The 26,429-nt window shown below is 45.9% G+C and carries 20 protein-coding genes; 7 read left to right on the forward strand and 13 right to left on the reverse strand.

What is annotated here, in order from left to right; translation table 11 throughout:
• Positions 1–201: 201 nt before the first annotated feature.
• Both ACFQ0C_RS33010 and ACFQ0C_RS33015 read right to left on the reverse strand, forming a co-directional pair.
• Positions 202–759, reverse strand: coding sequence for a helix-turn-helix domain-containing protein (locus ACFQ0C_RS33010; protein ID WP_379373301.1), 558 nt, complete (start codon positions 757–759; stop codon positions 202–204).
• A gap of 80 nt (positions 760–839) precedes the next feature.
• Positions 840–1,862, reverse strand: a complete 1,023-nt coding sequence (locus tag ACFQ0C_RS33015; RefSeq protein ID WP_379373303.1) for an S-layer homology domain-containing protein — start codon at positions 1,860–1,862, stop codon at positions 840–842.
• Between the two features lie 149 nt (positions 1,863–2,011).
• On the opposite strand from ACFQ0C_RS33015, the gene ACFQ0C_RS33020 reads away from it, so the two are divergent.
• Positions 2,012–2,506 (forward strand): DinB family protein, encoded by a 495-nt coding sequence (locus tag ACFQ0C_RS33020; RefSeq protein WP_258217061.1) that lies wholly within the window; start codon positions 2,012–2,014, stop codon positions 2,504–2,506.
• 274 nt (positions 2,507–2,780) lie between these two features.
• Here the strand turns inward: ACFQ0C_RS33020 and ACFQ0C_RS33025 are convergent, their stop codons facing one another.
• Positions 2,781–2,996 carry a hypothetical protein gene (locus tag ACFQ0C_RS33025; protein WP_379373305.1) on the reverse strand — a complete coding sequence of 72 codons (216 nt, stop codon included), beginning with the start codon at positions 2,994–2,996 and terminating at the stop codon, positions 2,781–2,783.
• Positions 2,997–3,070: 74 nt separating this feature from the next.
• Complete coding sequence (locus ACFQ0C_RS33030; RefSeq protein ID WP_379373307.1) at positions 3,071–3,694, reverse strand: NUDIX hydrolase; 624 nt, start codon at positions 3,692–3,694, stop codon at positions 3,071–3,073.
• A 194-nt stretch (positions 3,695–3,888) separates the two neighbouring features.
• Between ACFQ0C_RS33030 and ACFQ0C_RS33035 the strand changes: the two genes are divergently transcribed.
• Both ACFQ0C_RS33035 and yqeK read left to right on the forward strand, forming a co-directional pair.
• Positions 3,889–4,674, forward strand: a complete 786-nt coding sequence (locus ACFQ0C_RS33035; RefSeq protein ID WP_379373309.1) for an MBL fold metallo-hydrolase — start codon at positions 3,889–3,891, stop codon at positions 4,672–4,674.
• An 89-nt stretch (positions 4,675–4,763) separates the two neighbouring features.
• Positions 4,764–5,399 (forward strand): bis(5'-nucleosyl)-tetraphosphatase (symmetrical) YqeK, encoded by a 636-nt coding sequence (gene yqeK, locus ACFQ0C_RS33040; RefSeq protein WP_379373311.1) that lies wholly within the window; start codon positions 4,764–4,766, stop codon positions 5,397–5,399.
• Between the two features lie 36 nt (positions 5,400–5,435).
• Here yqeK and ACFQ0C_RS33045 read toward each other — a convergent pair whose 3' ends face one another.
• The 3 genes from ACFQ0C_RS33045 to ACFQ0C_RS33055 all read right to left on the reverse strand — a co-directional run bounded on the left by ACFQ0C_RS33045 (position 5,436) and on the right by ACFQ0C_RS33055 (position 6,873).
• A complete protein-coding gene (locus ACFQ0C_RS33045; protein WP_379373313.1) occupies positions 5,436–6,014 on the reverse strand; it encodes a histidine phosphatase family protein in 579 nt (192 codons plus the stop codon).
• A gap of 69 nt (positions 6,015–6,083) precedes the next feature.
• Positions 6,084–6,497, reverse strand: a complete 414-nt coding sequence (locus tag ACFQ0C_RS33050) for an NUDIX hydrolase (RefSeq protein WP_258217052.1) — start codon at positions 6,495–6,497, stop codon at positions 6,084–6,086.
• 184 nt (positions 6,498–6,681) lie between these two features.
• Positions 6,682–6,873 (reverse strand): hypothetical protein, encoded by a 192-nt coding sequence (locus ACFQ0C_RS33055; protein WP_379373315.1) that lies wholly within the window; start codon positions 6,871–6,873, stop codon positions 6,682–6,684.
• Between the two features lie 266 nt (positions 6,874–7,139).
• Here ACFQ0C_RS33055 and ACFQ0C_RS33060 point away from each other — a divergent pair, with 266 nt between their 5' ends.
• From ACFQ0C_RS33060 to ACFQ0C_RS33070, 3 genes are all read left to right on the forward strand, one after another.
• Entirely contained in the window at positions 7,140–8,102 is a 963-nt protein-coding gene (locus ACFQ0C_RS33060; RefSeq protein ID WP_379373317.1) for a carbohydrate ABC transporter permease, read from the forward strand.
• Entirely contained in the window at positions 8,099–8,920 is an 822-nt protein-coding gene (locus ACFQ0C_RS33065) for a carbohydrate ABC transporter permease (RefSeq protein ID WP_258217050.1), read from the forward strand. Before ACFQ0C_RS33060 ends, ACFQ0C_RS33065 begins: the two co-directional genes overlap by 4 nt.
• Positions 8,921–9,010: 90 nt before the next feature.
• Complete coding sequence (locus ACFQ0C_RS33070) at positions 9,011–10,408, forward strand: ABC transporter substrate-binding protein (RefSeq protein WP_379373320.1); 1,398 nt, start codon at positions 9,011–9,013, stop codon at positions 10,406–10,408.
• Positions 10,409–10,779: 371 nt separating this feature from the next.
• On the opposite strand, the gene ACFQ0C_RS33075 is transcribed toward ACFQ0C_RS33070, so the two are convergent.
• The 3 genes from ACFQ0C_RS33075 to ACFQ0C_RS33085 form a co-directional block, all read right to left on the reverse strand.
• Positions 10,780–11,316 (reverse strand): hypothetical protein, encoded by a 537-nt coding sequence (locus ACFQ0C_RS33075; protein ID WP_379373322.1) that lies wholly within the window; start codon positions 11,314–11,316, stop codon positions 10,780–10,782.
• Between the two features lie 97 nt (positions 11,317–11,413).
• Positions 11,414–11,926: a peptide deformylase gene (def, locus tag ACFQ0C_RS33080; protein WP_379373324.1), complete on the reverse strand. Its 513-nt coding sequence runs from the start codon at positions 11,924–11,926 to the stop codon at positions 11,414–11,416.
• Between the two features lie 2 nt (positions 11,927–11,928).
• Positions 11,929–12,171: a helix-turn-helix domain-containing protein gene (locus ACFQ0C_RS33085; protein WP_379373326.1), complete on the reverse strand. Its 243-nt coding sequence runs from the start codon at positions 12,169–12,171 to the stop codon at positions 11,929–11,931.
• 210 nt (positions 12,172–12,381) lie between these two features.
• Between ACFQ0C_RS33085 and ACFQ0C_RS33090 the strand changes: the two genes are divergently transcribed.
• Complete coding sequence (locus tag ACFQ0C_RS33090; protein ID WP_258217045.1) at positions 12,382–12,555, forward strand: hypothetical protein; 174 nt, start codon at positions 12,382–12,384, stop codon at positions 12,553–12,555.
• A gap of 159 nt (positions 12,556–12,714) precedes the next feature.
• On the opposite strand, the gene ACFQ0C_RS33095 is transcribed toward ACFQ0C_RS33090, so the two are convergent.
• The 3 genes from ACFQ0C_RS33095 to ACFQ0C_RS33105 all read right to left on the reverse strand — a co-directional run bounded on the left by ACFQ0C_RS33095 (position 12,715) and on the right by ACFQ0C_RS33105 (position 26,401).
• Positions 12,715–15,246 carry a winged helix-turn-helix domain-containing protein gene (locus tag ACFQ0C_RS33095; RefSeq protein WP_379373328.1) on the reverse strand — a complete coding sequence of 844 codons (2,532 nt, stop codon included), beginning with the start codon at positions 15,244–15,246 and terminating at the stop codon, positions 12,715–12,717.
• Between the two features lie 138 nt (positions 15,247–15,384).
• On the reverse strand, positions 15,385–17,067 hold the full coding sequence (locus ACFQ0C_RS33100) for an S-layer homology domain-containing protein (protein WP_379373360.1): 1,683 nt from the start codon (positions 17,065–17,067) through the stop codon (positions 15,385–15,387).
• A 73-nt stretch (positions 17,068–17,140) separates the two neighbouring features.
• Complete coding sequence (locus ACFQ0C_RS33105) at positions 17,141–26,401, reverse strand: beta strand repeat-containing protein (protein ID WP_379373330.1); 9,261 nt, start codon at positions 26,399–26,401, stop codon at positions 17,141–17,143.
• Positions 26,402–26,429: the final 28 nt, after the last annotated feature.

Raw genomic sequence — 26,429 nt, forward strand, 5'->3', positions numbered from 1 at the left:
TCAGTTGCTAACTAATTTTTAAAAATTTTTAAGGTTAGGTGTGTTTGAGTTACTCAAAAGTCAGTTTAAAGCTTATTGACATAGTACGCTATATATGCAAAAAAAAGGATAAACAGTAGGTCCTGTTTTACCCTTGAATAAACGAGCCTGCTGTGGGGCTGTCCTATGATGTCAGTATCTCTATAAGTCGTACACGCTGCCCTAGCTGTCGCTCTGCTTGGATTGGGTAAACACAGCCACGTATTTCACCTCATCGGTAATAGGGCTTAGCGTATGCTTTTCAATGGAATCAAAGTACAGGCTGTCGCCCGGCTTCAATGTATACTCCACGCTGCCAACCTTGTACCGCATCTCGCCTTCCAGAATAAATATAAATTCCTCTCCATTATGGCTGTAAATATTTTTACTATCATGCTCTTCCTTCCTTGAAACAAAAAGAAACGGCTGCATCAGCTTCTCGCTTCGTTCAACAGCAAATGTGAAAAAGGAGTAGCCCTTATCGGTTTTGACCATCTTGGAGTGGCTCATCTCTTTGGTTGTATAGATGGTTCCAGACCGCTGCTGATCATCCAACAAAATAGAAACCTTCGTACCCAATGCATCTGCAATCTTCATCAAGGTTGAAATGGGGGGCACTGTTTTCCCATTCTCGATCTTGGATAACAGGCTTTTCGAAAATCCGCACGCATTCGCTATATCAAGCAAATTCCGGTTTTGCTCGGTTCGCAGCTTTTTAATTTTATTCCCCAAATCCATCATAGTTTTATCTCCCAATTTAATTTTATTCAACTATGTTTATCTTAACTATACACAGTAGAATTAGTCAAGGAGAATGTATGCTAATAGCCTTTCTCAAAAGAGCCTTTAATTGCTTCTACATCCTTAAACATACTCAGGTAGTCTGCCATTGACTTTTCATCGGCTGGATCGTATTGAACGTCAGTTGGCGTATGAAACACGTATACATGGTCGCCTTTTTCTCCGATTTTCGTTGCACGAATTTGCCCGTTAATTTCTTCCTTGTTTTCTTCCCAAAACTTTTTAGACCAAACAGAGATCGTGAATAGGATTCCATATTTAGTTGATTTATTAATAAAGTCTATATTATGTCCTGCTGTGGTAGGTGCGGTATCTGTTATATCATATTTGCCTTCCCAGCTTTTGGGGATTTTAAGAGAGAAGCCGTATTGAGTATTTTCATAAGTCTCACTTGGAGCTTGACCCTTCGGATCAGAATAAAGTTCCTGATTTGAAATTTTCATGGATGAATCTATTAATGCGGCAGCTTGTTCTCGGCTCAATGCATCTTGCATCGTACCTGATGAAAAGGGAATGCCAAACAAGTTTTTGGCCAAACATTGGGTAACGCCCTCTCTCGCCCAATCCTCTAAAGGAGCCGCTGATGCAAAATTTTGCTCGGATGGTTTTACCCCCTTCTGTTGAAGCAGCCTCCAAATAATGACGGCAGCCTCGTCACGTCTAATGAAAGCATCTGGAGTGAACCTATAATCAGCCGTTCCTTCAATAATTCCATGGTTCCAAGCTGTTTGTACGTACTGCGCTGCCCAATGCCCATCCAGGTCAAAGAAATGAAAATGTCCTCTATCCAGTGACAATTGAAAGCCGACCACAATCATTTTTAGAAACTCTGCACGTGTTATTGCATCGCGAGGTGCAAACGTTCCAGCCTCTTTTCCATCGATTACCCCTTTTTGCATAAGGCTTTGGATGTATGAACCATAGCTGTTTGAACTGTTCACATCCTCAAAGGATGCCTGTTCTGCAGATGCTGTTATTGGAGACGCTAAAGTAGTGATTGTGGTCATGATGATCAAACACTTTTTGAATACGGTTAATTCCATGCCAGATACCCTCCGTTCCTTTTCATTGTAGACGCAGAAGTTTGTCGATTAGTTCCAATAAAAGTTGGAAATCCCCCATTGAATACGGAAAAACTTTCCACTCGTCCAAGTTTATAGTATGCTAGCCACATAAGGGAGGAGAGGAATCTATGACCAAACAACTGATCATTGGCGACGCCATGCACGAGCTGACCACTACGCGCCGCATCCTGGAGCGCTTGCCCGAGGAGCATATGGCGTGGAAGCCGCACGAGAAATCAATGACGCTGGGCGGGCTCGCCACGCACCTGATCAACCTGCTGAACTGGCAAATCGCTATTTTTCAGTATCCGGAGTTCGATCTTTCGACCGTACCGCTGCGGCGGGAGGCTTTGGAACGACGCGCGGACGTGCTGGAGGAGTTCGACGCGAACATCAGCAAGCTGGAGAAGCTGATCGCCGAATGCGACGAGAAATCACTCGGCGAGGAATGGACGTTGCGCCACGGCGACCATATCATCCTCCGTCAACCGCGTGCGATCGCGTTTCGCACTTTCGGATTGAGCCATATGGTCCATCATCGGGCTCAGCTCGGGGTTTATTTGCGGCTGCTCGATGTTCCGGTGCCGGGCCTCTACGGTCCTACGGCCGACGAGCAATTCTAATGAACTAACGTTCTCGATCCTATACGCATCATAAAATCGCAGGGCATCGGTATAACCGCCGGTTCTCTGCGACTAAACATTTGTAGCCGGGTACAGCGCAGATGATTTGAACGTCAACTGAAAATCAAAAGCCATTAGCATATGAACCAACTAGGACCGGTTTCGACATCCCGATTTGCTTAGCAGCTGGGACACGTATTTTTTCACAATTACCTCGCTGACGAACAATCGTTTGGCCATTCCAGGATTCGTACAGCCTTGAAAGATCAGCTGCCTAATGACCATAGCTATGTGAGCTCTCAGCCAAATACTGAAGGACCCCAACAACAATAAGAAAAATTGTCATGGCAATGAGTGCATACCCTGTCCATCGCGCTAGTCTACTATTCAGGCTGCGCGGCTGACGGGATTTTGTGCGTCCAATAAACAGCAAGCCGATCCCTAGCAGCAGCGTCATCACAACACCAGATTGTACATAAGCGGCCATCATGTCACTCCTTCCATACCTGATTGAATATCGATTCCACTTCAAGAGCCGAGTACCAAGCTCGGCTCACTCACGAATCAATCGAATATCGTCTCCGCGGCCGACTCACGAACGCGCTTGAACAGCATGCGCATTTGCGACTCCGTCACTCGGTCGATTGACAAGGGTGGAAGCTCATCCTCACCGAAAAAGCCGATTTCACTCGTCTCAACACTCGCCTGTGGTTCCCCGCCGATCAGTTCACACTGAATGAACAGCTTGTACACATGATAAGCAAGCGGTGTATGCGCGTGCAGATTGCGGTCGAGCGCCGCCAACAGTCTGACAGGCGTAACCTCGTAGCCTGACTCTTCCTTTATTTCTTTAACTACATTCTCCCGAGGCGACAATCCAATATCCGCCCAACCGCCGGGAAGAGACCAGCGGCCATCATTCACTTCTTTAACCAAAAGCACCCGGCCATCTTGAATTACCACGCCCCTTACATCAACCTTCGGAGTAGCATAACCGATCTCGTTGGCAAAAAGTCCTGCCACCCGCTCTATTTCCAAGCCTGAATAAGCCGCCATCATTTCTACGCTAAGTGCCCTCAACTGCTCATATCGTTCCACATCATAAACATTTTGAGTATAGGTCAAGCCTGCTTGGGCTATAGCCTGAATTTTCTTTGCCCATTCGATACCCCGTGTATCCTCTGCCATATGATTATCCTCCCTTAATTACTTATGTTGTAAGGCTAGTCCAGATACTGATGCTGCCTGGTATTTATTGTAATTTCGCAATTAACCAGCGTCAACACTTCCGAACAAAAATAGAGTAATGCTGCTTGTTGACGCATTCGTTTCCTGCTATTCTTTTAGATGTAAAATGTCAGATTCTATGGAGCGACATAACTATGAATAAAGATACATTAATATTATGGGGTACGGGTGATTCCATGGGGGTTCCAAGGGTGTATTGCTCTTGCGAAGTATGCTCGGAGGCTAGAACGACCGGCTTGAACCGCCGATTTCGGTCGTCTGCGATGCTGGAAGCAGCTGAGGGTGAGCTCCTAATCGATTGCGGACCGGAATGGAGAACTCAGATGGAGCTTTTGGATAAAAGATTCATCGGACATGTGCTGATTACACACGCCCATTTCGACCATATTGCCGGACTCCCTGAATGGGCCGATGCCTGCCGCTGGCTGAGAAAGAAAGGACATTTATATGCACCTGCTGATGTGCTGCAAACGCTGCGCAAGCAGTTTCCGTGGCTGGAAAATCAATTGATTTTCCACGATTGCGGCGCTGGAATGGATTGGGGAAACTGGCGCATTCAGCCGTGGAAAGTATGCCATGGGAAAAATGGCTTTTCCTATGCTTATCGATTCGATAGGACGAAACCATCTTCTTACAGCTGGGCCTACTGCCCGGATTCAATAAATCTGAATGCCGAAGAAAAAGCCCCTATGTTCGGGCTGCAGCTGCTTATACTAGGGACTAATTATTATAAGGAGCCTGTCGATCTGGCAACCCGTTCCGTGTATGATATGGTCGAAGCCCTCGATCTACTCGAGGAGACCCAACCGGATCGCGCCTTGTTCACGCATATGTCTCACGGTGTAGATTTCCGAACCGACTATAAGCTGCCTGCAAGAGTCACATTAGCCGTAACCGGAATGAAATTAGATTTGAACTAGCAGATGTAATGGTAACTGAACAGCTGAGTGGGGCTTCAGACAGATGTGGTACGATAATGAAAATACACTAAGTAAGAGGTGAAAATCACATGTACCTGCATCCGCTGCTGCAGCAAATGAAAAGCTCTATGACTTTCTCCGGAGATTTGGAGGAGGATGTCAGCAGCTTTTTAAGACTACATAATCACCCGCATACGGCTGAACACTGTTTAAAGGTTGGATATGAAGCAGGACGTCTTGCCGCACGCTTTGGATGTGATGCAGATCAAGCGCGCGCGGCAGGCTTTTTGCATGATATTAGCGCCATTATACCTAATAATCAAAGAATCGATGCAGCTCGGGAATGGAACCTCGACATCTTACCTGAAGAAGAGCGTTTCCCGATGATCATCCATCAGAAGCTTTCGCGGGTCATTGCTGAGCAAGTATTCGGCATTGAGCTTACTCCGGTCCTTGAAGCCATCGAATGCCACACAACCTTGAAAGCCCCAAGCACCTTGCTGGATAAAATTGTTTTTATTGCGGATAAAATTGAATGGGATCAATCCGGCCAGCCGCCTTACTTGGCAGAGCTGCTAAGTCAGCTGGATATCAGCTTGGAGCATGGGGTTTATGTCTATATTGAATATTTGTGGAGTCGCAGAGAGCATTTGAAGGTAGTCCATCCTTGGCTTATCGATGCTCATACAGATCTCGTGACGTCTTTACGCTTAGGGAGGGATTAAACGTTGGAGGTGTGCAGGGTGTGAACAACAAGGAGCTTAGGCTAGCTCCCACAATCGGCGTACCTCAATCAATTGATCCCTGTTGTCAAACTGCAGTCTATATATATCCGGCTTGCTCGTCTGCTTCCAAAATTCCAACCCATAGCTGCTGTCAAAATAGTTCATCATCACCGTCATAATATTTCCGTGGGTGCCGACAGCTATGTTTTTGCCGTTATGCCTCTTCATCACCTGCTGCAAAGCGGAAATACTTCTTTTCTGAGAAGCTTCATTCGATTCGCCGCCGGGCATGGCAAAGCTCGGTTCTTTGAACACCCTCTCTATCGTCGGCATGAAATCCTGATCCTCCATTGGATAATAGATATCAGCCAGAAGCCTCTCCCTTAAATCCTCTTCAATCTCAATCTCAAGCCCTAATTGTTTAGCCAGCCCTTCAACGGTTTGGATAGCTCTTCTATAAGGACTCGATACGATAGCTTGTATATTTTGCTGAAGCATAATATTGGTTACAGCCTCAGCATCCGCCCGGCCTTTGGGAGATAATTCGCGAACCCTCTCATTTTCGATCGAAAATGGCGATTCTGCATGCCTTACCATATAAATAGTGGTACCCATATGCGTAGACCCTCCTTCACCTATTTACTGATGCATACTTTTACTGGTCCAGGCCGCCAAACTGGCTGCTTAAAGCAGTCCGTTAGACCTGGCCAGAACCAAACCGAAGCCGAGCCTCGTATCCTGCCACTTCCCGCTGGCAACATGGGCAAACGCCTCCGCGACATCTATAAACAGAACATGGATGTCCTCATCCTTATCGAGCTGTTGATTCTGTAATTCAACGATATCGTTTGTGAAAAACAGCGTAATGACTACCGGACTTTTGGGAATGCTGAACGTTCCCAGCTCTATTAAGCTGCCTGCAACCAAGCCCGTCTCCTCGCTTAATTCCCTGCGCGCTCCTTCTTTTAAATCCTCGTTATTTTCTATTCTGCCTCCGGGAAGCTCATAAGTGAATCTCTTCTTCCCTTCCCTAAACTGCTTAACAATAACCAGTTTGTTTTTATACAAGGCTACAACCTTTACTCCGTATACTTTCATTTCCGCTCTCCTTAGAGCTTTCCGTATGGAAAGCTTGCATCGTAAGCTTTCGCTTGGTCCAAATACGCAGATGCAAGTACATTTATAAAATGATGACACATCCCATGCCCGCCAAACCTGCAATCCATTTATATTTCTGCATGGACTTGCTGGAAACCTTTATTCCTTTCCTTTACTTAGCAGCTCATACCGATTTGCTCATCGTATACCAGCTGTCTTCACCGTTCGGATAGCTCTGCTCACTAATAATCTGATATTGAAGCTTCTTATAATAATCGACATTTTCAGGCAATGATAACCGTACCTCTACTCGGGTCTCCGAATAATGGTTCTTCACCCCACTACGATATGCTGCCTGTCCATTTTTCGAGGTCATAAGTTACCCATATAATACCATAATAATTGACGAGGTTAAAAATTTTCTCCTGCTCCCTATCTCATTACCACTCCGCTGACCTCTTAATGATATGGATATTTCGTAAAGGGAAAGCCCTTACTCCATGATAACTTCACATCCCCTTAACTCTTGGTTTACATATGTCCGTTATACTGACTAAGTCAACCCCTGCAATCATGGGGGCTAAACAAACATCCGGTATTTACACCATGAGCCAAGTGAAAACCGTAAGGAGTGAACACGCAATGAGTCTGTTAAAACAAGACCTCGGGTTGCCGTCACCCACAGAAGCAAATCCGCGGCAGCACCTGACCAAGGCTCAAAGCCTCCGCAATTTGCGGTTCAGAGAGAATCTGCTCGCCTGCTTGTTTCTCGCCCCGTCTCTTCTGCTGTTCGGCATCTTTCTTTTTTATCCATTGGTTAAATCCGTATATTTAAGTCTGCATTTGACTGACCCACGAGGACGTATTGCCGCTTACGTAGGGCTCGAAAACTTTCAGGAATTATTTCTATCCGAGAAGTTCTACCAAAGCTTGAAAGTGACTCTATCCTTCACTCTGCTGACTGTGCCTACCTGCATCCTCATTGCACTATTGCTGGCTGCCTTGACCCATAACAAGCTTCGTGGCATGCGCGCTTTTCAATTCATTTTCTCCTTGCCCATTGCCATTTCCGTTGGAACCGGCTCCGTTATCTGGATGATGCTGTATCACCCGAGTGTAGGAATTTTGAATTATTTTCTAAGCCTCGTCGGTATCCAGCCTATCGGATGGTTGACGGACCCTGCATGGGCGTTGGTCTCCATATCCATCATGACCGTCTGGATGAATCTCGGCTTCAATTACATTGTACTGCTGAGCGGACTTCAGGGGGTGTCTGAAGACATCTATGATAGTGCCAAAATCGACGGATCCGGTCCTGTACGCACCTTCGTCCAGCTGACACTGCCTCTGGTATCGCCAACACTATTCTTTGTTTTCATCGTATCGGTGATCGGTGCATTCCAATCATTCGGGCAAATCCACATCTTGACGCGAGGCGGTCCCATGAATACGACGGATGTAGTCGTGTACAACATTTATCAGGATGCATTCATTAACTTCCGCTTCGGTATCGGGAGCGCTCAGGCGCTCGTATTGTTCGCAATCATCCTGGTTCTGACCCTTCTTCAGTTCAAATTTTTTGAAAAGAAGGTGCATTATCAATGACCTCACGTCTGCAAAATACGACCATTTACATCGTTCTCGGGATTGCCGCTGCGCTGATGTTGTATCCCATATTATTTACCTTCTCCGCTACCTTCATGACGCAGGCCGAATCATCATCCTATCCTCCTAAGCTGATTCCTGGAGGGCTGTATTGGGAAAACCTTCTGCAGGTGGCGAAGCTTGTCCCGATCTTCAAATTCATTACGAACAGCTTCATGATCTCGACTGCCATTATGATAGGACAAATATTAACGGCAAGCTTGGCCGCTTATGCGTTTGCTTTTTTAAGATTCACTGGTAAAACGGTACTGTTCGCCCTGTTCCTCTCCACCATGATGATCCCTTGGGAAGTCACTATGATTCCGAACTATTTAACCATTAAAAGCTGGGGTTGGCTGGATAGCTACGAAGGACTGATCATCCCCTTCCTTGCTTCCGCTTTTGGAACCTTCCTGCTTCGCCAATTCTTCCTTCAATTACCGAGTGAATTGTTCGAGGCAGCGAAAATAGATGGATGCGGACATATTCGGAGCTTTTTCCGACTGGTGCTGCCATTGTCCCGACCGGCTTTAGCCACACTTGGAGTGTATTCCTTCCTGACTCATTGGAATATGTACCTATGGCCGCTGCTCATCACTAACGGAGAGAAGATGCGCACCGTACAGATCGGCATCAGCATGCTGCAATTCGAGGAAATGACCTCGTGGAATCTCGTATTGGCTGGAGTTACTTTAGTGCTGCTGCCCTCCTTACTGCTGCTCGCGCTTGGAATCAAGCAGCTTGTCCGCGGCATTACTGCGGGTGCAGTCAAAGGCTGACCGGTTGCAATGAGATTATTATGCGCCGGTAGGCTTAGGCGCTCTATATAGATTTACTCAACTACAAATTAAAGGGAGCGAACCTTACAAATGAAAAGCACCACTTTGAAAAGAATCAATATCAAGAGCCTGATCACGTTGTGTATGGCGGTTATGATGGTGTTTTTGGCAGCATGCGGCAATACCGGAAACCAGCCTGCAGCGAGCAGTGGAAACAAAGATGCAGCAGCACCTGCACCAGCAACTAGCAGTAAGGGGCCGGTAAAGGTCATTTGGTGGCATTCGATGAGCGGTGAGCTCGGCAAAGCAATCGACAAGCTGGTTACCGACTATAACGCATCCCAGAAAAATGTTATTGTAGAAGCGGTTTTCCAAGGAACCTACGATGAAAGCTTGAACAAAATGAAGGCATCCATGGATTCCAAAAGCGGTCCTGCGCTCATTCAAGTATTCGAAATCGGCAGCCGTTTCATGATTGATTCCAAGGCTATTACTCCTATGCAAAAATTTATTGACCAAGATAAATACGATCTGACCCAGCTTGAAGAAAACATTCTTAACTACTATAGAATTGACGGCAAGCTGAATGCGATGCCTTTCAATACGTCCAATCCAATCCTTTATTACAACAAAGATATGTTTAAAGCAGCAGGCCTTGACCCGGAAAAACCTCCAGCAACTTACGAAGAAGTTGCCAAGGCAGCTAAAGCATTGACCAAAGACGGTAAATCCGGCGCTTCCTTCGCCATTTACGGCTGGTTTATGGAGCAGTTTTTCGCGAACCAAGGTGCAGAATTACTGAATAACGGCAACGGCCGCAAAGGTCTAGCTACCGAGTCCATGCTTAACAGCGATGCAGGCGTTAAAACTCTTGCTTGGTGGAAGCAAATGGTTGACGATAAAACCGCATTGAACCTGGGACGCAAAACCGATGATACAAAAAAAGCATTTATCGCAGGCCAAGTTGCTATGACGCTTGATTCCACGGGTTCCCTTCGCGGTATCGTAGACGGCGCGCAAGGTAAATTCCAAGTAGGTACCGGCTTCCTTCCGAAGCCATCCGATGCTAAAGACGGCGGCGTTATTGTCGGCGGCGCAAGCTTGTACATCTTGAACAACCGTACCGATGATGAGCAAAAAGCGGCTTGGGACTTCATTAAATTCCTGGGAGAGCCTAAGCAGCAAGCTTACTGGCATGTAAATACCGGCTACTTCCCGATTACGAAAAAAGCGTATGACGAGCAAACCGTAAAAGACAACCTGCTTAAATATCCGCAACTGAAAACAGCTGTTGATCAACTGCATTCTACAAAAGCTAACACGGCTACCCAAGGCGCAGTAATGGGCGTATTCCCTGAGGCACGCCAGCTGACCGAGGGTGCAATTGAAGAAGTGCTGAACGGTAAAAAGCAGCCGAAAGAAGCTTTAGACGCTGCCGCAAAAGAAATTTCCGGCAAATTGGGCACTTACAACAAGACGGTGAAATAAGTCGGTCTTGTCGACCAGCCTAACTGAAGAAGCCTCCGAATCCACGATAGAGTGGAAGCTGGAGGCTTCTTTTATTACCTATTAACCAGAAAAAAGGCCGGCACAGGAGTACCCATGCCGGCCCCGACAGGAAACGGGGATTCGCAATTTTTCACATAAGTCCGTATGACGTTAACTGTTACAGCGTATAACCGAATAATCGTAATCCGTCTCGCAAGGGATTCATTATCCAATAAGTGTATTTGTTTGTATCCGACAAACAACAAACGGTTTCCCCACTTTCCCGCCGCCGGATTCTCACCGGCTCCCTACCTGCAAACAGAACGATTGCAGACACGAAGCCAGGGAGAATTACCCTGACTAACGTACAGCTATCCCATATAAGCAGAAGCGTCAAAATCTATGTAATGCAGATGATTGGATTGCTCAATTAAAGAGGACAGCTTCGTCACTTCACGTTCCTTCTTCAAGGACTCGTTGCGGTATGATTCCGGATCGTACAGGGCTACTGTGAATAAGCTTGTAGCACCCTCGCCAAATCCTGACCTCTGCGTTTGTCGCTCTAATTTTTTACGGTTGCCCAGCGACCCCAGCTGCTGAATTTCCATTCGCGTTTGCTTGGCTAATTCGATGGCTTCCAATATAGTAATCGGCTGTCCATCCCAAACAATGGTGCGTTCAATGTTAGCCTTAGCCAGCAATACATCAATTTTGCGGAAATCGGCGTTAACGGCTTCAATCTCGCGGGTGAGAACATCCACGGACCGAGCCGGTATATCAGCTGTCTCCCCTTTTTCTATGATCGATGTACTATTCATATTTCTTTCGTGAAACAGCTGGTGTAATTTCCGACCAATAGCCGCCCTTACGGATAAGGCCTCAGCCATCGTAATTTGTACTGTACTCATTGAAATGTAACCTCCTTTGTCATGCCATGTTATTAGACGCGGCTGGAAAGAAAAGGTTGCACTTTGGAATGTTGCTGAATTAACTGATAATCCAAATTCACTGGTTTGTCAATTTAATTACGTCTAGCAAGCTGATCTTGTGTTTCGTCTTCTCGTGATAGAGCCATTGATCTTGAGCATGATCGATAAACAGTACGCCGTTTAAATGGTCGATTTCATGCTGGATACATCTTGCAAGAAATCCGTTCCCCTCCAGTTCAAAGGACTCACCTTGTCTATTAAGGCTTGTTATTTTAACATAGTCGGCCCTCATCACATTCCCATAATACCCCGGATAGGACAAGCAAGCCTCAGGTCCGAGCTGCTCCCCGCTAGCTGAAATAATCTGAGGATTAATTAACTCAATTAAACCATCTCCACAATCCATAACGATAATTCTTCTAAGGATTCCAACTTGAGGCGCTGCAAGTCCGGCACGTCCGTCTGTCGCGTACAGCGTTTCGGCCATATCCTCCAGCAGTTTGATTGTCTTCGAAGTAATGGCATCAACGGGCTTAGCCGTTTTACGTAATATCGGGTCGCCAAACGGAACGATATCTTTGACACTCATCTTTATGCACCCTCCGCTTCCTTCGGTGATGTGTATACCCATAGCTCGCCTGGAGAACACTTTAATGCTGTACATAACGCATCCAATGTATCTGCCTTCATCTGCTTCGGCTGGCTGGTTAACAATGCGCTAATTGATGGAGCGGATAGTCTATAATCGGCCTTTTCCTTAAGTAGACGAGCCAGAGCCGCGCCTGACCATATTCCTCTCTCCGCCATCACTTTTCTTAACATCCATTCAAGCATTTTTAACAACTCCTTATCTCAAGAAATATTAGTTATTACCTAACTTTATTATCCAATTCCTAAATTTATTAGTTTTTACCTAATATATCATAAAAGCTGGATCGACTCAATTGGTGTAACAAACGATAATGAAGTCTTGGGGATACGTGCCACCGTTTATCTTTTTATGCTATAATGCGCTGATATAACTCTTATTGGAGGGTCTTGAATATGAAAATCTATGTCGTAATAGCACTAAGGGGAGAGCAGATGGACAATGTTTTTGTCAGTACGGAGGAAGAAAAGGTGCTGGCATTAACGCCTTCAGACTTTGATGAATGTGATGCGCTCTTTCTAGAAGTGTGGGAAGATGATGCCAAGATTGACGATTATAGGCTCCAGTAAGCTGGAAAGATATGGATAATTCCTTCTCGGGCTCGTTATTCCCTTATCTTAAGACTCGACCCACGGATAGCGTGGGCACAATGCAAAGACCGTCACGAAACTCGTGACGGTCTTTGTGGCAGACGGATCAACACACTAAAATAAGCTTATTCTTGGTTGCTACAAAACCTTCAGCTCTCTAGCCCGCTGCAGCACCTGTAATCTGCTGTTGACGTCAAGCTTTTTATAAATATTTTTCATATGCATCTTGATTGTATTAGGTTTCACATTAAGCAGCTCAGCCATTTGCTTATTTACCCATCCTTGCTCAACCATTTTCAAAATTCTCGTTTCCTGCTCAGTCAATAAAACCATGGGCATCATTGTATCATCTGCATGAATATTTACCATTTGCAGCAGCCTCTTAATATAAATAAGCGATACCGTAGTCGAATTACGGATAAAACTATGCTGCCGCATATGTAGGTATTGAGATAACAGCTTGGCGATTACCGCCCCCTCGTCAATAAAACTGCGCAGGTATCCTTGTGGCTCTGCCAGAAGCAGAGCTGCCTCCAGCTTCAACAGTGAAGCTGGCGTATCCCCCTGTTTGTAAAGCACCACGCTTTGTACAATCAGCACCCGGATTTTATCATGAAGCCGCTCTCCATCCACTAAGCGGTACAGCCGGTCGAGCAGCCCCAAAGCTTCAGAACCCTGACCGTTTGCCGCGAGTGCCTTACTCAAATGAATATACATACTGATTTGATTCATTGGTATAGAATCCGTGCTCTTCAATCCGCAGGCATGCATCCAAGCAATTGTGTTGTTGGTAAAACCTTCCATTAGTGATAGTGAAGCCTTTTCTGAATCCAGCATCATCATAAAAGCCTGCTTATCCGGTGAGTTAATCCTGAGCTTCACTTGTTCTAACAGCTCGAACGCTCTGATCGTATTGCCTTTAGCATGGCTAATCCTTGCAGCGGTAATGGAGGCCTGAACCAATATTCGCCCATAAGGCTCCATCTGCTTTTGCTTAAGCACCCGCTCTACATATATTTCTGCTTCCTCCAGCCGGTTCCACTCATACATCACCTCACCGTATGCTCGATAGAAGTACCCGACGAATGGATAATGTTTCTTTTGCTCCCATACCTTGATCCACCTCAGAAAATAATTAGCCCCTTCATGAAGATCTTCAATAAAAGCTAACAAAGTTTCATAGTCGGTGTCTTGGAGCGTATTGCCTGATATCATTTGCAGATAGCTGCCATTTGGCGCACGACGCTCGAACTCCTCAAGACATTCCGATGCTCGCTTGATATCTTTATAATACATAGCAATTTCACTTGTTATAAGCAAAAGCGAATCTGCCCACGGTTGCCACATAGGGTCAGTTAACTTATTTTGTAGCGCCAGCAGCTTGGCTTCAGCCAAGTCCAACTCCCCTGTATCCGCCAATATTTTAATATTGAAGCATTGAATACCGGGCATCATCTCCAGATGAGCCTCGGGCAGCATATTTACCCATCGGAGCAGCAGGGTCCTCTTCAATCGAAGATCAAATAAGCTCCTCTCAATCAAGGATGCGGCTTCATCGTAATGATGGCCCGCAAGATAGTGCTCTACAGCCTCTTCCATTAACCCGTTCTCTTTCAGCCACCTGGCCGCATTCGCGTGTACCTCTGCCCACCGCTCCGGAAACTTGTGACGCAGCTGCTGCTGCAAGAAATCAGCAAATAAATGGTGATATCGATACCACTCCCTCCGCTCATCCAAAGGAATGACGAACAATTGCAGCCTCTCCATCCTGTCCAATCGTTCCTGACCATTTCCCAAACCTGTAACCGTTTCACATAATGAATGATTCATCCGGTTCAATATTGAGGTAGTTAATAAAAAGCTTTGGATCTCTTCAGGCTGCTGCTCAAAGAGCTCTTCTAGCAGATAAGTGGAAATATCCCGATGCCGTCCGCTAAATTCTTTAATAATCATCGAGGGATCTTCACTGCTTTTCACAGAAAGCGCTGCCAGATGCAGTCCGCTGATCCAGCCTTCCGTGCAACGAACGAGCTCGAATATCTCTTCCTCGGACAACAACAGCCCCATACAATTATGAAGGTAGCGCGCACCCTCATCCAATCGAAATTTCAAATTCTGAACGGCAATTTTTTTAAGCTCGCCTTTGGCCCGCAATCTTGCTACAGGAAAAGGAAGCTCAGAACGACTCGCTATATACAGATGGATATTTGAGGGCAAATGCTCAAGCAAATACTCCAGTGAGGTATGAATAGAGGCAAGCTCGATCAGATGGAAATCATCAAGGATGAGTACCATATCGTCGGAAATATGGGCAAATCCATTCTGAAGCTCCACCAGGAAAGGCCCAAACACCCCTGAAATCAGCCCATCCAAATGCGAAGCCAGCTTGCCGCTTAAATTTGAATATACACGCTCGACAGCTGCAAGCACATAGCTCCAAAATTGAACAAGATCGTTATCATGGCGATCCAGGGAAACCCATACGGCAGGACATCCGCATTGCTGCACCCACTCGACCAAAGCTGTTGTTTTGCCATAGCCTGCCGGAGCCGTTAGAACGGTCAGCTTGGCTTTTAATCCCTCATTAAGAGACTTAATGAGTAAAGGACGTTCAATAAGTAATTCATTTCTTGTATGAGGAATATGCAACTTTGTACCGAGAATCGACATTTAACACCTCTGCCCAAAAACGTATTATTATAACCAATTTCCTAATATGTATAACTCATCGGTACTATCATCCAAGTATTAAATAGGCTGGATTCTTTCGCCCTATTTTCGCGAAGATCCAGCCTATTTCCTCGTTATCTATTTATTTATAAATTGCAAATATTGAAGCATTCTTTCTAGCATCAAGGTTGCTTGAGCACGAGTAGCATTTTCATGCGGAGCAAATGTAGTATCTGTCATCCCCTGAATAACGCCGGCTGCAATTGATTTAGCAACTGCATCCTTCGACCAATCAGAAATATCGGCTCGATCCGTAAACTTATTGATAACTGCACTATCCGATGATACTTCTTTACCGGCAAATTGGAATGCTCTTATAATCATGGTTACCATTTGTTCACGTGTAATCTTGGCATTAGGTTGGAAGGTTCCATCCTCAAAACCGGCAATCAATTGGGCTGCTTTAGCAGCTCCAACCGCGCCAGAAAACCAATTCGCTGAGGTAACATCAGTAAAGCCGGTCGCCTTTACTTCTTCTACAGCCAATGAGCGTACGAGCAGCGCAGCAAATTCAGCTCGAGTGATATTATTATCAGGAGCAAACTTATCGTTCTCTATACCGTTAACAATAAGCTTGCTTGCCAGCAATTCGATATCATTCTTGGCCCAGTGACCGCTAATATCGGAAAACGTTTTGGGATTGTCAATAATGGTATAAATACTGTTTCCCTTGCGGAATAACGTTGCATTCACCCCAGTAAATAACGTCGGCACAGGACTGAAAGTACCATTTGCCTCGTTGTACATAACTCCTGTCGCAGTTTTTGGATTAACAGTTGATTGCACAGGGATCGAACGTTCTACATAACGGGTAAAAGAATTGATTGGTTTGCTTGTGCCGTCACTTGAAACAATGGAAACTGTAAAGTCCACAGGCACGCTCAATACTTGCCAGCCCTGCTTTGAAGCCGTTGAATTAACAGCAGCAGCTTTGTCAGCTTGGAGCTTATCCATTGAGATAACAATCTTTACATCACTCGCCGAAACGCCTTGCTCTCGAGCTATAGAGGCAACATCCAGCTGTTTGATAGGTAGATTGTATGCGCCAGTACTTGTCTGTACTTGCAGCACTACATCCTCATTTTTAGAAGCAAGCAAACTCAACACCTGCGTAGTTAATTCCGTTTTCACTGTATTACCAGTTTCTTTTACATCCAGAACAAACACTTTCGATGCTGATGTAGCCGAAGATGACATAAGCTCCGTTAGCTTCGAAGAATCAAAGGTTACCGTTACAACTCCATTCGATAATGACTCCTTGATCGCAGCGGTCAAATTTACGGTTCCAGTCGAATTATCTGTTGGTTGGCTTGTTGTTGGGGGGATGTAGACTCCACCGCCACCGCCGCCGCCACGGCTGCCTCCGGTTTCAGTTGAACTCGGATTGTTAACGGTTATATTCTTAAGTGCAAACTCCCCGCTCGCTCCTCCATAGCCCGCGATGATTGTCATTGTCCCCGTTTTATTGGAGGGTAATGTAAAATCAAAGCTGTATTGTCCATTATTGTCTTTGCCATATATCGCGTCCACATGAATAACATAACCGGTGCTATCCACCATTTTGAACGTAATGTCTTTGCCCGCAGGGGAACTTCCTGTAATATGCAGCTGACTTCCAACAACATAAGATGTATTGGTGGTGGAAATGGTAACTGGTGTAGTTGCTGCATAGGCTGAAGCTATGAATGCAGTTGGTGCAATTGGAGTTAGGCTTACAGCTAGTAGTCCCAGAATGACTCCGGGTATAAGCGATTTTTTCATCACTTGAATGATCATCCCTTCTTATTTGGAAATTGAGGATGATGGAAGAATCCCCTCCATCATCCTCACTCCATTATTCAATCTTCATTGAAACCATTTGACTCAGCAGCTGTGAGCCGGTTGTACCGGTAATGTTATCGAAGAGATACGCCTTGACTGTATAATCCGTCAGAGAACCTGTAATGTTATCGAATGATTGGTTAACCACTGTATTGCCGACTATGTCCTGCTGGGATGCTATCAGTTGTACCGGCACTTGTGAATTGCCCGTTCCCTTTAAAAGCTCGAATATAATGACTTCGGTCCCTGCGTGATCTTTTACCGGCTGTATCGTGATACTTACAGAAAGGTTTCCAGTTCCACCGCTGCTCATTTTGCTGGAAGCTATTGCGAAATGCCTTCCATCAAAAATCCCGCTAAGTGCCAAGGTGTCCATACTTTCGATAGATGTGCCTAAAGCATTTTTCAAGCCGGACACGGTAATGCTATCCCCTATTTGAATGGTTGAGCCTGCGACATCCGTTACCGTGATGGTAAGAGTTTTGCCATTGTCGCTCCATTTGCCATTGTAGGCGGCCCCCAAAACCTTCGGATTTGCCGTTGTTCCGAATTTGACGAATTGATTCACCGCTGCAGCATTCAACAGCTCTCCGCTTTGGTTCGTAGGCATATCAAACGTGATGGTCAGGATATCATTGTTACTGATTGCTGATGTAGTTTTACTTGTGTCAGCACTCGAAGCCAAAATGCTAAACACCTTTGGAATGTTCGCTTGACCGAAAGAGCCTCCGATTACGTACGTGCCGGTTACTTTGACCGTCATCGTTACATCGGTAATGTTTAAGGAATCTAATGTAATGGTGCCATTATCCTTCAATATAGGGTTAGGACCCAGTTTCCCTAATGTGATTTCCAATGTTCTCGGGTTTAACCATTTCCCAACTGCGTTCGCTCCCAAAATGCTGGACAAACTCGAAACATCCAGAATACCTCCGGTTACCCCGTTCGTATTCGAAGCAAACGTAATCGTGATCTTATCTCCTTCTCCAGCTCCTGGATTAGCTCCATCGTTGGAGGCATTCACGCTGATAACGGTCGGGGCTACACCGAAGGTACCTGTTAAGGCTTGTATAGCGGATGTCCCGGTTAGATAAGCGATTTTATTGCTGTCCATTAAGTTAAGTTTGGATAGATCTATTGTATCTCCGGTCTGTACGGTTGCGTCTGATTTGATGGTTATCGTGAGCACAGTTCCGGAACTCCATGCAGCTTTTGCACCAGTACCGAATGTATGGTTATTGGAGACGATAATTTTCGATACATCTACCGGGATAGTTGTATCCATTTCAGTACCAAATAATAATTCGATCGTTCCCAATGTGTTGGAATCACGATTGTTGGTTGTTGCAATAGCATTCGTATATTTCGGAAGGATAGCAGGCATGAAGCTTCCGCCAAGTGTAATACTCGCAGGATTCAAAGGTACCGTACCTGTTGCATCCTTTATCCCAAGGTTAGTTAGATTAAGAATGTTTCCGACCTGCAGGTTTGCGTAAACAGCTCCGCTTACCGAACCCGAATATGTTGCCAGGGAAACCGTCAATACCAGTTTATCCTCGCTCCACTTAAAAGTGGCATAATCCCCTATAGTGCTATAGGTACTGCCGGTAACAGTAATCAAATTTTTCGTGTTTGTTGTCCCTGAAGGTGGTGACGCTCCATTAGTAGGAGAATTGAATGTAATTATGATGTCATCGCCTGCTACAGTATTCAAATGATTACGATCTACAGCTATCGCAGACACGAATTTAGGCGCAACCGCAATCCCGAAATCACCGGTTATGGATATGTTGGGTTGTGGTGCCAAAGGAGCTTGGTTCGTTGCATCTGAGATACCACTCGCTGCTAAGATATTGATCTTATCATCCTTGGTTATTGTAGGATTGTCGCCTAATACGATGGTCAAGTGAGTATTATTAGCACTCCATGAATACGTTGGATTAGTGCCTAAATTATGGGAATTGCTTACGGCTATTTTCGTCAAATCGATATTATTCCCGCCATTCGTCGGCGTATCAAAGATGATCTGCAGCTCGTCCCCTTTTCCTGCATTCGGTTTTCCGTCTCCATTAAGCGCATTAATCGCCCTAATCACCGGCGCTACCGCTGTACCGAAGCTGCCTTCGATTAGGCTGCTCTGTGCAGCCAAGCCTAGTGTGCCTGTTGCTGCGTCTACTATGCCACTACCTGCTGCAATAGTAACAGTGTCCGTCGTCGCGATGTTTGTTCCTGTACCGAGCGTAATGGTCAAGCGCAGTTTATCGCTGCTCCAGCTTTGGGTCACACCGCTCGTACCCAAAGTATGTCCACCAGTAAAGCTTAGTTTGGTCAAATCTACTGTTCCAGTTGATGGCGAGTTCAGTGTCAGGACTAACTGATCACCTGGGCCAACTGTCGGCTTGCCATCTCCATTCACTGCTGTAATGTTAGCAATAATCGGAGCTACCGCTTCACCAAAGCTGCCGGTTATAGAAATGTTGGATTGAGCCGCCAATGGAGCTTGGTTCGTTGCATCTGAGATACCACTCGCTGCTAACACACTGATCTTATCACCAACAGTTATTGTCGGATTATTACCCAATACGATGGTTAGATGTGTATTGTTTGCGCTCCATTCATAGCTTGGGGACATCCCTAAACTATGAGAATTGCTTACGACTATTTGGGACCAATCCGTAATATTGCCACCATTCGTCGACGTGTCAAAAATGATCTGCAGCTGATCCCCTGCTCCTACAGTCGGTTTTCCGTCTCCATTAATCGCATTGATCGCCGTTATCACCGGTGCTACCGCTGTACCGAAGCTGCCTCCGATTAGGCTAGTCTGCGCAACCAACTCTTTCGTGCTTGTCTCTTTATCCTTAATGCCGCTTCCTGCTGCAATAGTTACAGTATCTGTCGACGCGATATTTGCTCCAGTACCGAGTGTAATCGTCAAGCGCAGGTTATCAAGGCTCCAGCTTTGTAATACCCCGCTCGTACCCAACGTATGACCGCCGGTAAAGCTCAGCTTGGTCAAGTCTACGACTGCTCCATTAGACGGTGAATCCAAAGTAAGAACTAATTTATCTCCAGCTCCTACCGTTGGCAGACCATCACCGTTCAACGCCGTAATCTTCGTCACTATCGGCGCAACCGCTACGCCGAAGCTGCCTCCAATGGTCAGTGCCGGTGTTCCAGACATTGCCACTTGGTTCGTTGCATCGAAGATGCCACTTCCGCTTCCAATTGTCAGTTTATCCGTAGTTGTAACGACCGCATCAGCACCCAAGGTAATAGTCAGACGATACTTGTCTGTGCTCCAGCTTGATGTTGATGAAGTACCCAACGTATGACTATTGTCTAGCACGAACTTCGTCAAATCTGCCGCTCCCCCGTTGGTCGGTGTATCGAATACAACCACCAGCTGGTCTCCAGCTCCTATTGTAGGGTTGCCATCACCATTTGCTGCGTACACACTTGTTACATTCGGGGCTACTGCAACACCGAAGCTTCCTAAGATGCTAATTCCGCTTATTGCAGCTACTTCCTTTGTGCCTGATGCCCCGTCTACAATACCACTGCCTGCTGCAATAATTACTTTATCCGTCGTCACGATATTTGTTCCTGTACCGAGCGTAATGGTCAAGCGCAGTTTATCGCTGCTCCAGCTTTGAGTCACACCGCTAGTACCCAACGTATGACCACCAGTAAAGCTTAGCTTGGTCAAGTCTACCGCTGCCCCATTCGATGGTGAATCCAGTGTAAGAACTAATTGATCGCCAGGGCCAACCGTCGGCTTGCCATCTCCATTCAATGCCGTAATGTTCGTGATTATTGGCGCAACAGCTACACCAAAGCTTCCAGTGATGGCAATATTATTGCGCGCAACCAACTCAACCTGATTCGTTGCATCCTTGATCAGGCTTGATGCCAGCACACTAATCGAATCATTCGTTGTTATGGTAGGATTGTTGCCTAATACTATGGTCAAATGAGTATTATTAGCACTCCATGAATGCGTTGGAGTTAAACCAAAATTATTAGAGTTGCCTACGATGATTTTGGACCAATCGATATTCCCGCCATTCGTCGGCGTATCAAAGATGATCTGCAGTTGATCCCCTGCTCCTACAGTCGGTTTTCCGTCTCCATTGATCGCATTGATCGCCGTGATCGCCGGTGCGACCGCTGTACCGAAGCTGCCTCCGATAATACTGTTCTGTGCAACCAACTCTTTCGTGCCTGTTGCTTCATCTTTAATGCCGCTTCCTGCCGCAATAGTCACCGTATCCGTCGTCGCGATATTTGTTCCAGTACCGAGCATAATGGTCAAGCGCAAGTTATCAAGGCTCCAGGCTGAAGTTGCCCCAGTTCCTAACGTATGGCCGCCAGTAAAGCTCAATGCAGACAAATTAACAGAAGCTCCATTCGATGGAGAATCCAATGTCAGAACTAATTTGTCACCCGCTCCTACCGTCGGCAGACCATCACCGTTCGTTGCTGTAATATTCGTCACTATCGGTGCCACCGCTACGCCAAAGCTGCCGCCGATGCTCAATGCCGCTGTTCCAGGCAGCGCCGCTTGATTCGTTGCATCGAGAATTCCGCTCTCGCTACCAATTGTCAGTTTATCCGCGGTTGTGATGGTAGCTCCGGCTCCCAACGTAATTGTCAGGCGAAGCTTATCCGTACTCCAGCTTGAAGTTGGTAAAGTACCCAACGTATGACTATTGTCGATGACGAACTTCGTTAAATCAGTCGTTCCCCCATTGGTCGGTGTATCGAATACAACTACCAACTGATCTCCAGCTCCTACCGTCGGTTTGCCATCACCATTCGTTGCGTACACGTTTGTTACATTTGGTGCCACCGCTACGCCAAAGCTGATGCCGATTGCCTGATTGGAGACAGGTGAAATTTCGATCGTCCCTGTTACATCAAAAATTTTATTGGATGCAGCTATGTTTACTTTATCCGTCATTTGAATAGTTGGGTTATTGCCAAACACAATTTGCAAACGAGTATCAAATCCATTAATTGGGTCTAACCAATGAAAAGTCGGTGAAGCTCCAAAAGGATTCGTACGTGTTATAGCTCCCGTACTATCTGTTATCAAAATTTTCGTAGGATCAAACGTTGAATGGTCAACCGGCACATTAAATACAAATTCAAGCGTATCGCCAGCAGCTATATTTGCAGTTCCATCGCCATTCGTAGCAAACACATTACTTAATTGAGGCTGAACGATTTGCCCAAATGTTCCTGTAATGGTGCTAAAACCGCTCATGCTTGCAAGCTCACCGCTGACATCCTTAATTGCTGCGCCAGCTCCAATCGTTATTGTATCTCCAACAACAATGGTTGCTCCAGTTCCTAGTGTAATGATCAAGGACTGCCCGTCTAAGCTCCACGCAGCGGTTGCACCTGTTCCGAACGTGTGCCCTGCGCTTAAACTGATATTACTCAGAATGCTTGTTGTCGAAGGCTTGTCCGTTACAGCCGTAAAGTAAACGGTAACCTTATCCCCCTGATTAGCTCCGCCGTTACCTGTATCATTGGTTGCAACGATACTATCAATAGCAGGGAGAACTCCAAATCCGAATGTACCGCCAATTACTGCGGTAATCTGCGGGATGCCTCCTTCGCTTCCCACATTCTTTAATGCATTGGCTGCGATAACCACGCTATCGCCTTTTTTTACATCAATGCCTGTTCCAGCCAGATGAATCGTCATTTCTTTTCCGGTATTATCCCAGCTTACGGTTGCCGTTGAACCAAAGCTTCCAGTTCCTCCCGCAGCTTTGCTCAAACTTACCGCCGATCCCAAATTAGCTGTCCCAATGGCTTGGTTCGTCGGCGTGTCGAAATAAACCGTAATCGTATCTGTTGCCTCTGCTGCTATACCGCCTGCGACATTAGCTGCATCAACGCCTGTTGCTGCAAGGCCTCCCCCTGCATTAATAGCTGGAACTTTGCTACCAAAGCTGCTAGCAATTACTGCATTTAACTGCCCGCTTAACGCCGCACTCTCTAACGATGGGTCCTGTATGCCTTCACCCGTTGTGTCGTAAGTAATGGTATCGTTTTGGACAATGGTTGCATCAGTGCCTAATGTTACACGCAATTTCCCATTCGCTTGCCATACCGCGCTCGCTCCTGCCGCAGCCGTGCCAATTGTATGTCCATTATTCAACGTAATTTTGGCAAGTGTGGCAGTGCCGCTCTTTTTGTTAATCGGCTGGTTAAAAGTAATGTCAAAGCTTTGGCCGCCTTGTCGGTATGTTGTATTATCGTACGCTGCAGTAGTCACAGCTGCAATAGCCGTTGGCAGTGTCCCTTGACCGAAGGATGGTGCGATTGCCATCGCAGTGCTAAATCCGGTTGCTGCGCCTTCTCCACCAATGTTCTTCAACGTCAATTGCGAGTAGTCAATCGTCACTTGATAATCCGACGTTGCATACACATCGGCCGTTGTTCCCAATTTAATTTCCAAGGTTTTGTCGTCCGTCCAACTCACCGTGGAGTTCCCCCAGGTTCCTTGGCTTAATCCAAATGCACTTAATGGCGGAGTTGCTTTATCGGTTGGGATATCAAAGACAATTCGTACAGTATCATTCTCATGAGGTCCCACATCGCTCGCTGTATTATCTGCAGTTATGCTGGACACAATTGGAACTTGCGAGCCAAAGCTGCCTGTTATGGTTTGCTGAATCGATGCAGGGGCAGCTGTTTCCCCGGAATAATCCGTTAAGTTTTCACCTGTTGTATCATAGGTAATCACCTTACCCACAACAACCGTCGCATTTGTACCTAGTGTTACACGAAGTGTTGATGAATTCTGCCAAACTGCGCTTCCGCCAGTTCCCAGAGTAGCGGCATTCACTGATAATTTGCTGAACGCAGCCAAGTCTCCATTTTTTTTATTTGTTGGAGCATTGAAGACTACATCAAAGTACTGTCCATCGTGACGGTATGTTGTATTATTATAGGCTGGCACAGCCGAAGTCATCGCCAAAATTGTGGTTCCAAATGAACCGCTGTCTATCAGATGAGAAGTCGAACTAATAGCACTTGCACCCGCAGCGTCTTTGAGACCCGCGCTCGCTGGAATAGTTATCGAATCACCCTTAAACAACAGAGCATCAGCATCCAATGTTACGACTAATGTGCTGCTGTCACTCCATGAAACAGTCGGGGTGGTTCCAAATGTTCTACCAGTTGGCAGCTGCAAGGCCGTCGAAATATTGCTGCCAGTGATTGACTCATTCGTTGCAGTATCAAACACAATCGTAAGGGTGTCCCCTGCCCCAGCTCCATTCTCAACTGCCCCAGCTTCTGCAGCCGTTATACTTGAAATTGCCGGAATGCGTAAATTTGCATACGAATTTGTTACCGTTTGGGGGTTACCACCTACGTTCTTAGCATCCTCATAATCCACAGTCATGTTGACGTTATAGGCAGAAACATACAATTCAGGCAGTGCTGCAGCCCCATTTGTTGCCGTTCGAACTGGCTTGAATTTCCCTTTAAATACACCCGTATTTACATCTGTTTCAGTTACAGTCAAATTAAAGCCTATTGGATCGCTAGCGGAGTAAACATGAAGCTCCGCCGTCTCCTTCGCCATTGCATCTGTATTCAAATCCGTATCATTCAAGGTTACTTCGATGATCTCTTGACCACCTGTATTAGTGCGATCAATCGTCACAACTCCCGTCATCGTATCCTTACGCTGCAAGGAAGCTGTCACAGGTTGGTTAATTGAATTATTCGCAGTGATTGCGTCCGTATAGGTAACCGTAACCGTAGCTCCATTAACAGCATCTATAAGACCTCCGGAGCTTGTACCTATGCTGAATGTGCCCGTGAACACACCCGTATCAGCCGCTTCGGTCAGATTCAAATTGACTCCTGTCGGATTGGCAGGCGATGTAACTAGGACCGTGATCGTTTCCCCTAAAGCGAGGTTGTCCTTAAAATCAGCATCATCAACCGTAACTGTAATCGTTTCTCCAACAGCAGCCACGCTCTTATCCACCGAAACAGTACCGCTGACATGATCTTTGCGAGTAGTCGACTGAGTCAATAAAGCGACAGCGCCCGTTCCATCTCTAAGATCATTGTAAGTAACCACAGCTGCATTTGCGTTCGTAACTTTAATTTTGGAAAGTCCTGCATCTGTTGCATCTTGCATAGTAAAGGTACCGCTGAATACGCCACTATTGATTCCTGTTTCTGTAAGCGTCAGATCAAATCCTGCAGCGTCATCAGGGGAGCTGACCTTCACTTTTGCTATCTCAGTAGCATTAGCATCGAGATTCAAATCATTATCCGTTAAGGTCACAGTAACAGCTTCATTGTACGCAGCATTTGCCGGAGTGACCGTCAGTGTTGAGGATGAAAACTCTTTGCGAACCAATCGTTTTGTTGTCAAGGCTGATGAGTTGTCCGCTCTCTTATCGTCCATATATTCGATATAGATCGGTGCGTTGTTGGCAGGGCTAATATCCTGTCCTACCTTGAAAGTGCCTAAGAACACGTTAGAGTTCAAGCCGTTTTCAGTCAAAGTAATCGTCTGACCCGGTGTGCCTGCGTTCAGAGTCAAGTTAACTGTTTTCGTCTGACTCGATGCTTTATCTGTATTTAGGTCATCATCCGTTAATTCAACTCTTACTACCTGACTGTTATATACAACATCACCGATTGGAGCCTGCGATGAATTATCGAAGGTTTGGAACACGCCTGTTACATGATCACGTCGCTCGATAATTTGTAACGCTGGACTCAGCAGATCAGCCCCAAAGACACCCGGATCGAGGACTGTAACTGTCCCGCCCACTGCTACTTTAATCTCATTAGGCCCACTTGGAATGGCAGCTGGGTCTATTAATTTCAGACTAGTTTCGAAAATTCCTGAATTAGCCGTTGTTTCAGTCAAAGTCACATAAATCGGATTGCCTGTGTCATCATTGGAAACTACCGCCAGTTGTGTTGTCTCTATACTGCCGGCATTCTTATTGAAGTAGGTTCCGGCATCCGTAACTGTAATTTTCACGGATTCTCCTGCAGCTGCAAAATGCTTGTCCACTGCCAAAGTCCCTGTCGTAGCCGCATAAGCCGTCTGAGTTTGCATCATTGGCAGAATGGATCCCAACAAAACCGCAGAACTGGTTATAACACTGGCTGCCTTTTTCTTCTTATCAATGCTCGTTTCCCGTCTTTGTTTAATATCCTTTAAGCGAGATTGATTCATATCTTCTTGATCATTCACAAATTGATCTTTATCCGACATAGCAGTTAGTTCCTCCTAAAAAATATTA

Source organism: Paenibacillus sp. GCM10027630 (assembly GCF_042676305.1).
In the GTDB taxonomy this organism is placed as follows: domain Bacteria; phylum Bacillota; class Bacilli; order Paenibacillales; family NBRC-103111; genus Paenibacillus_S.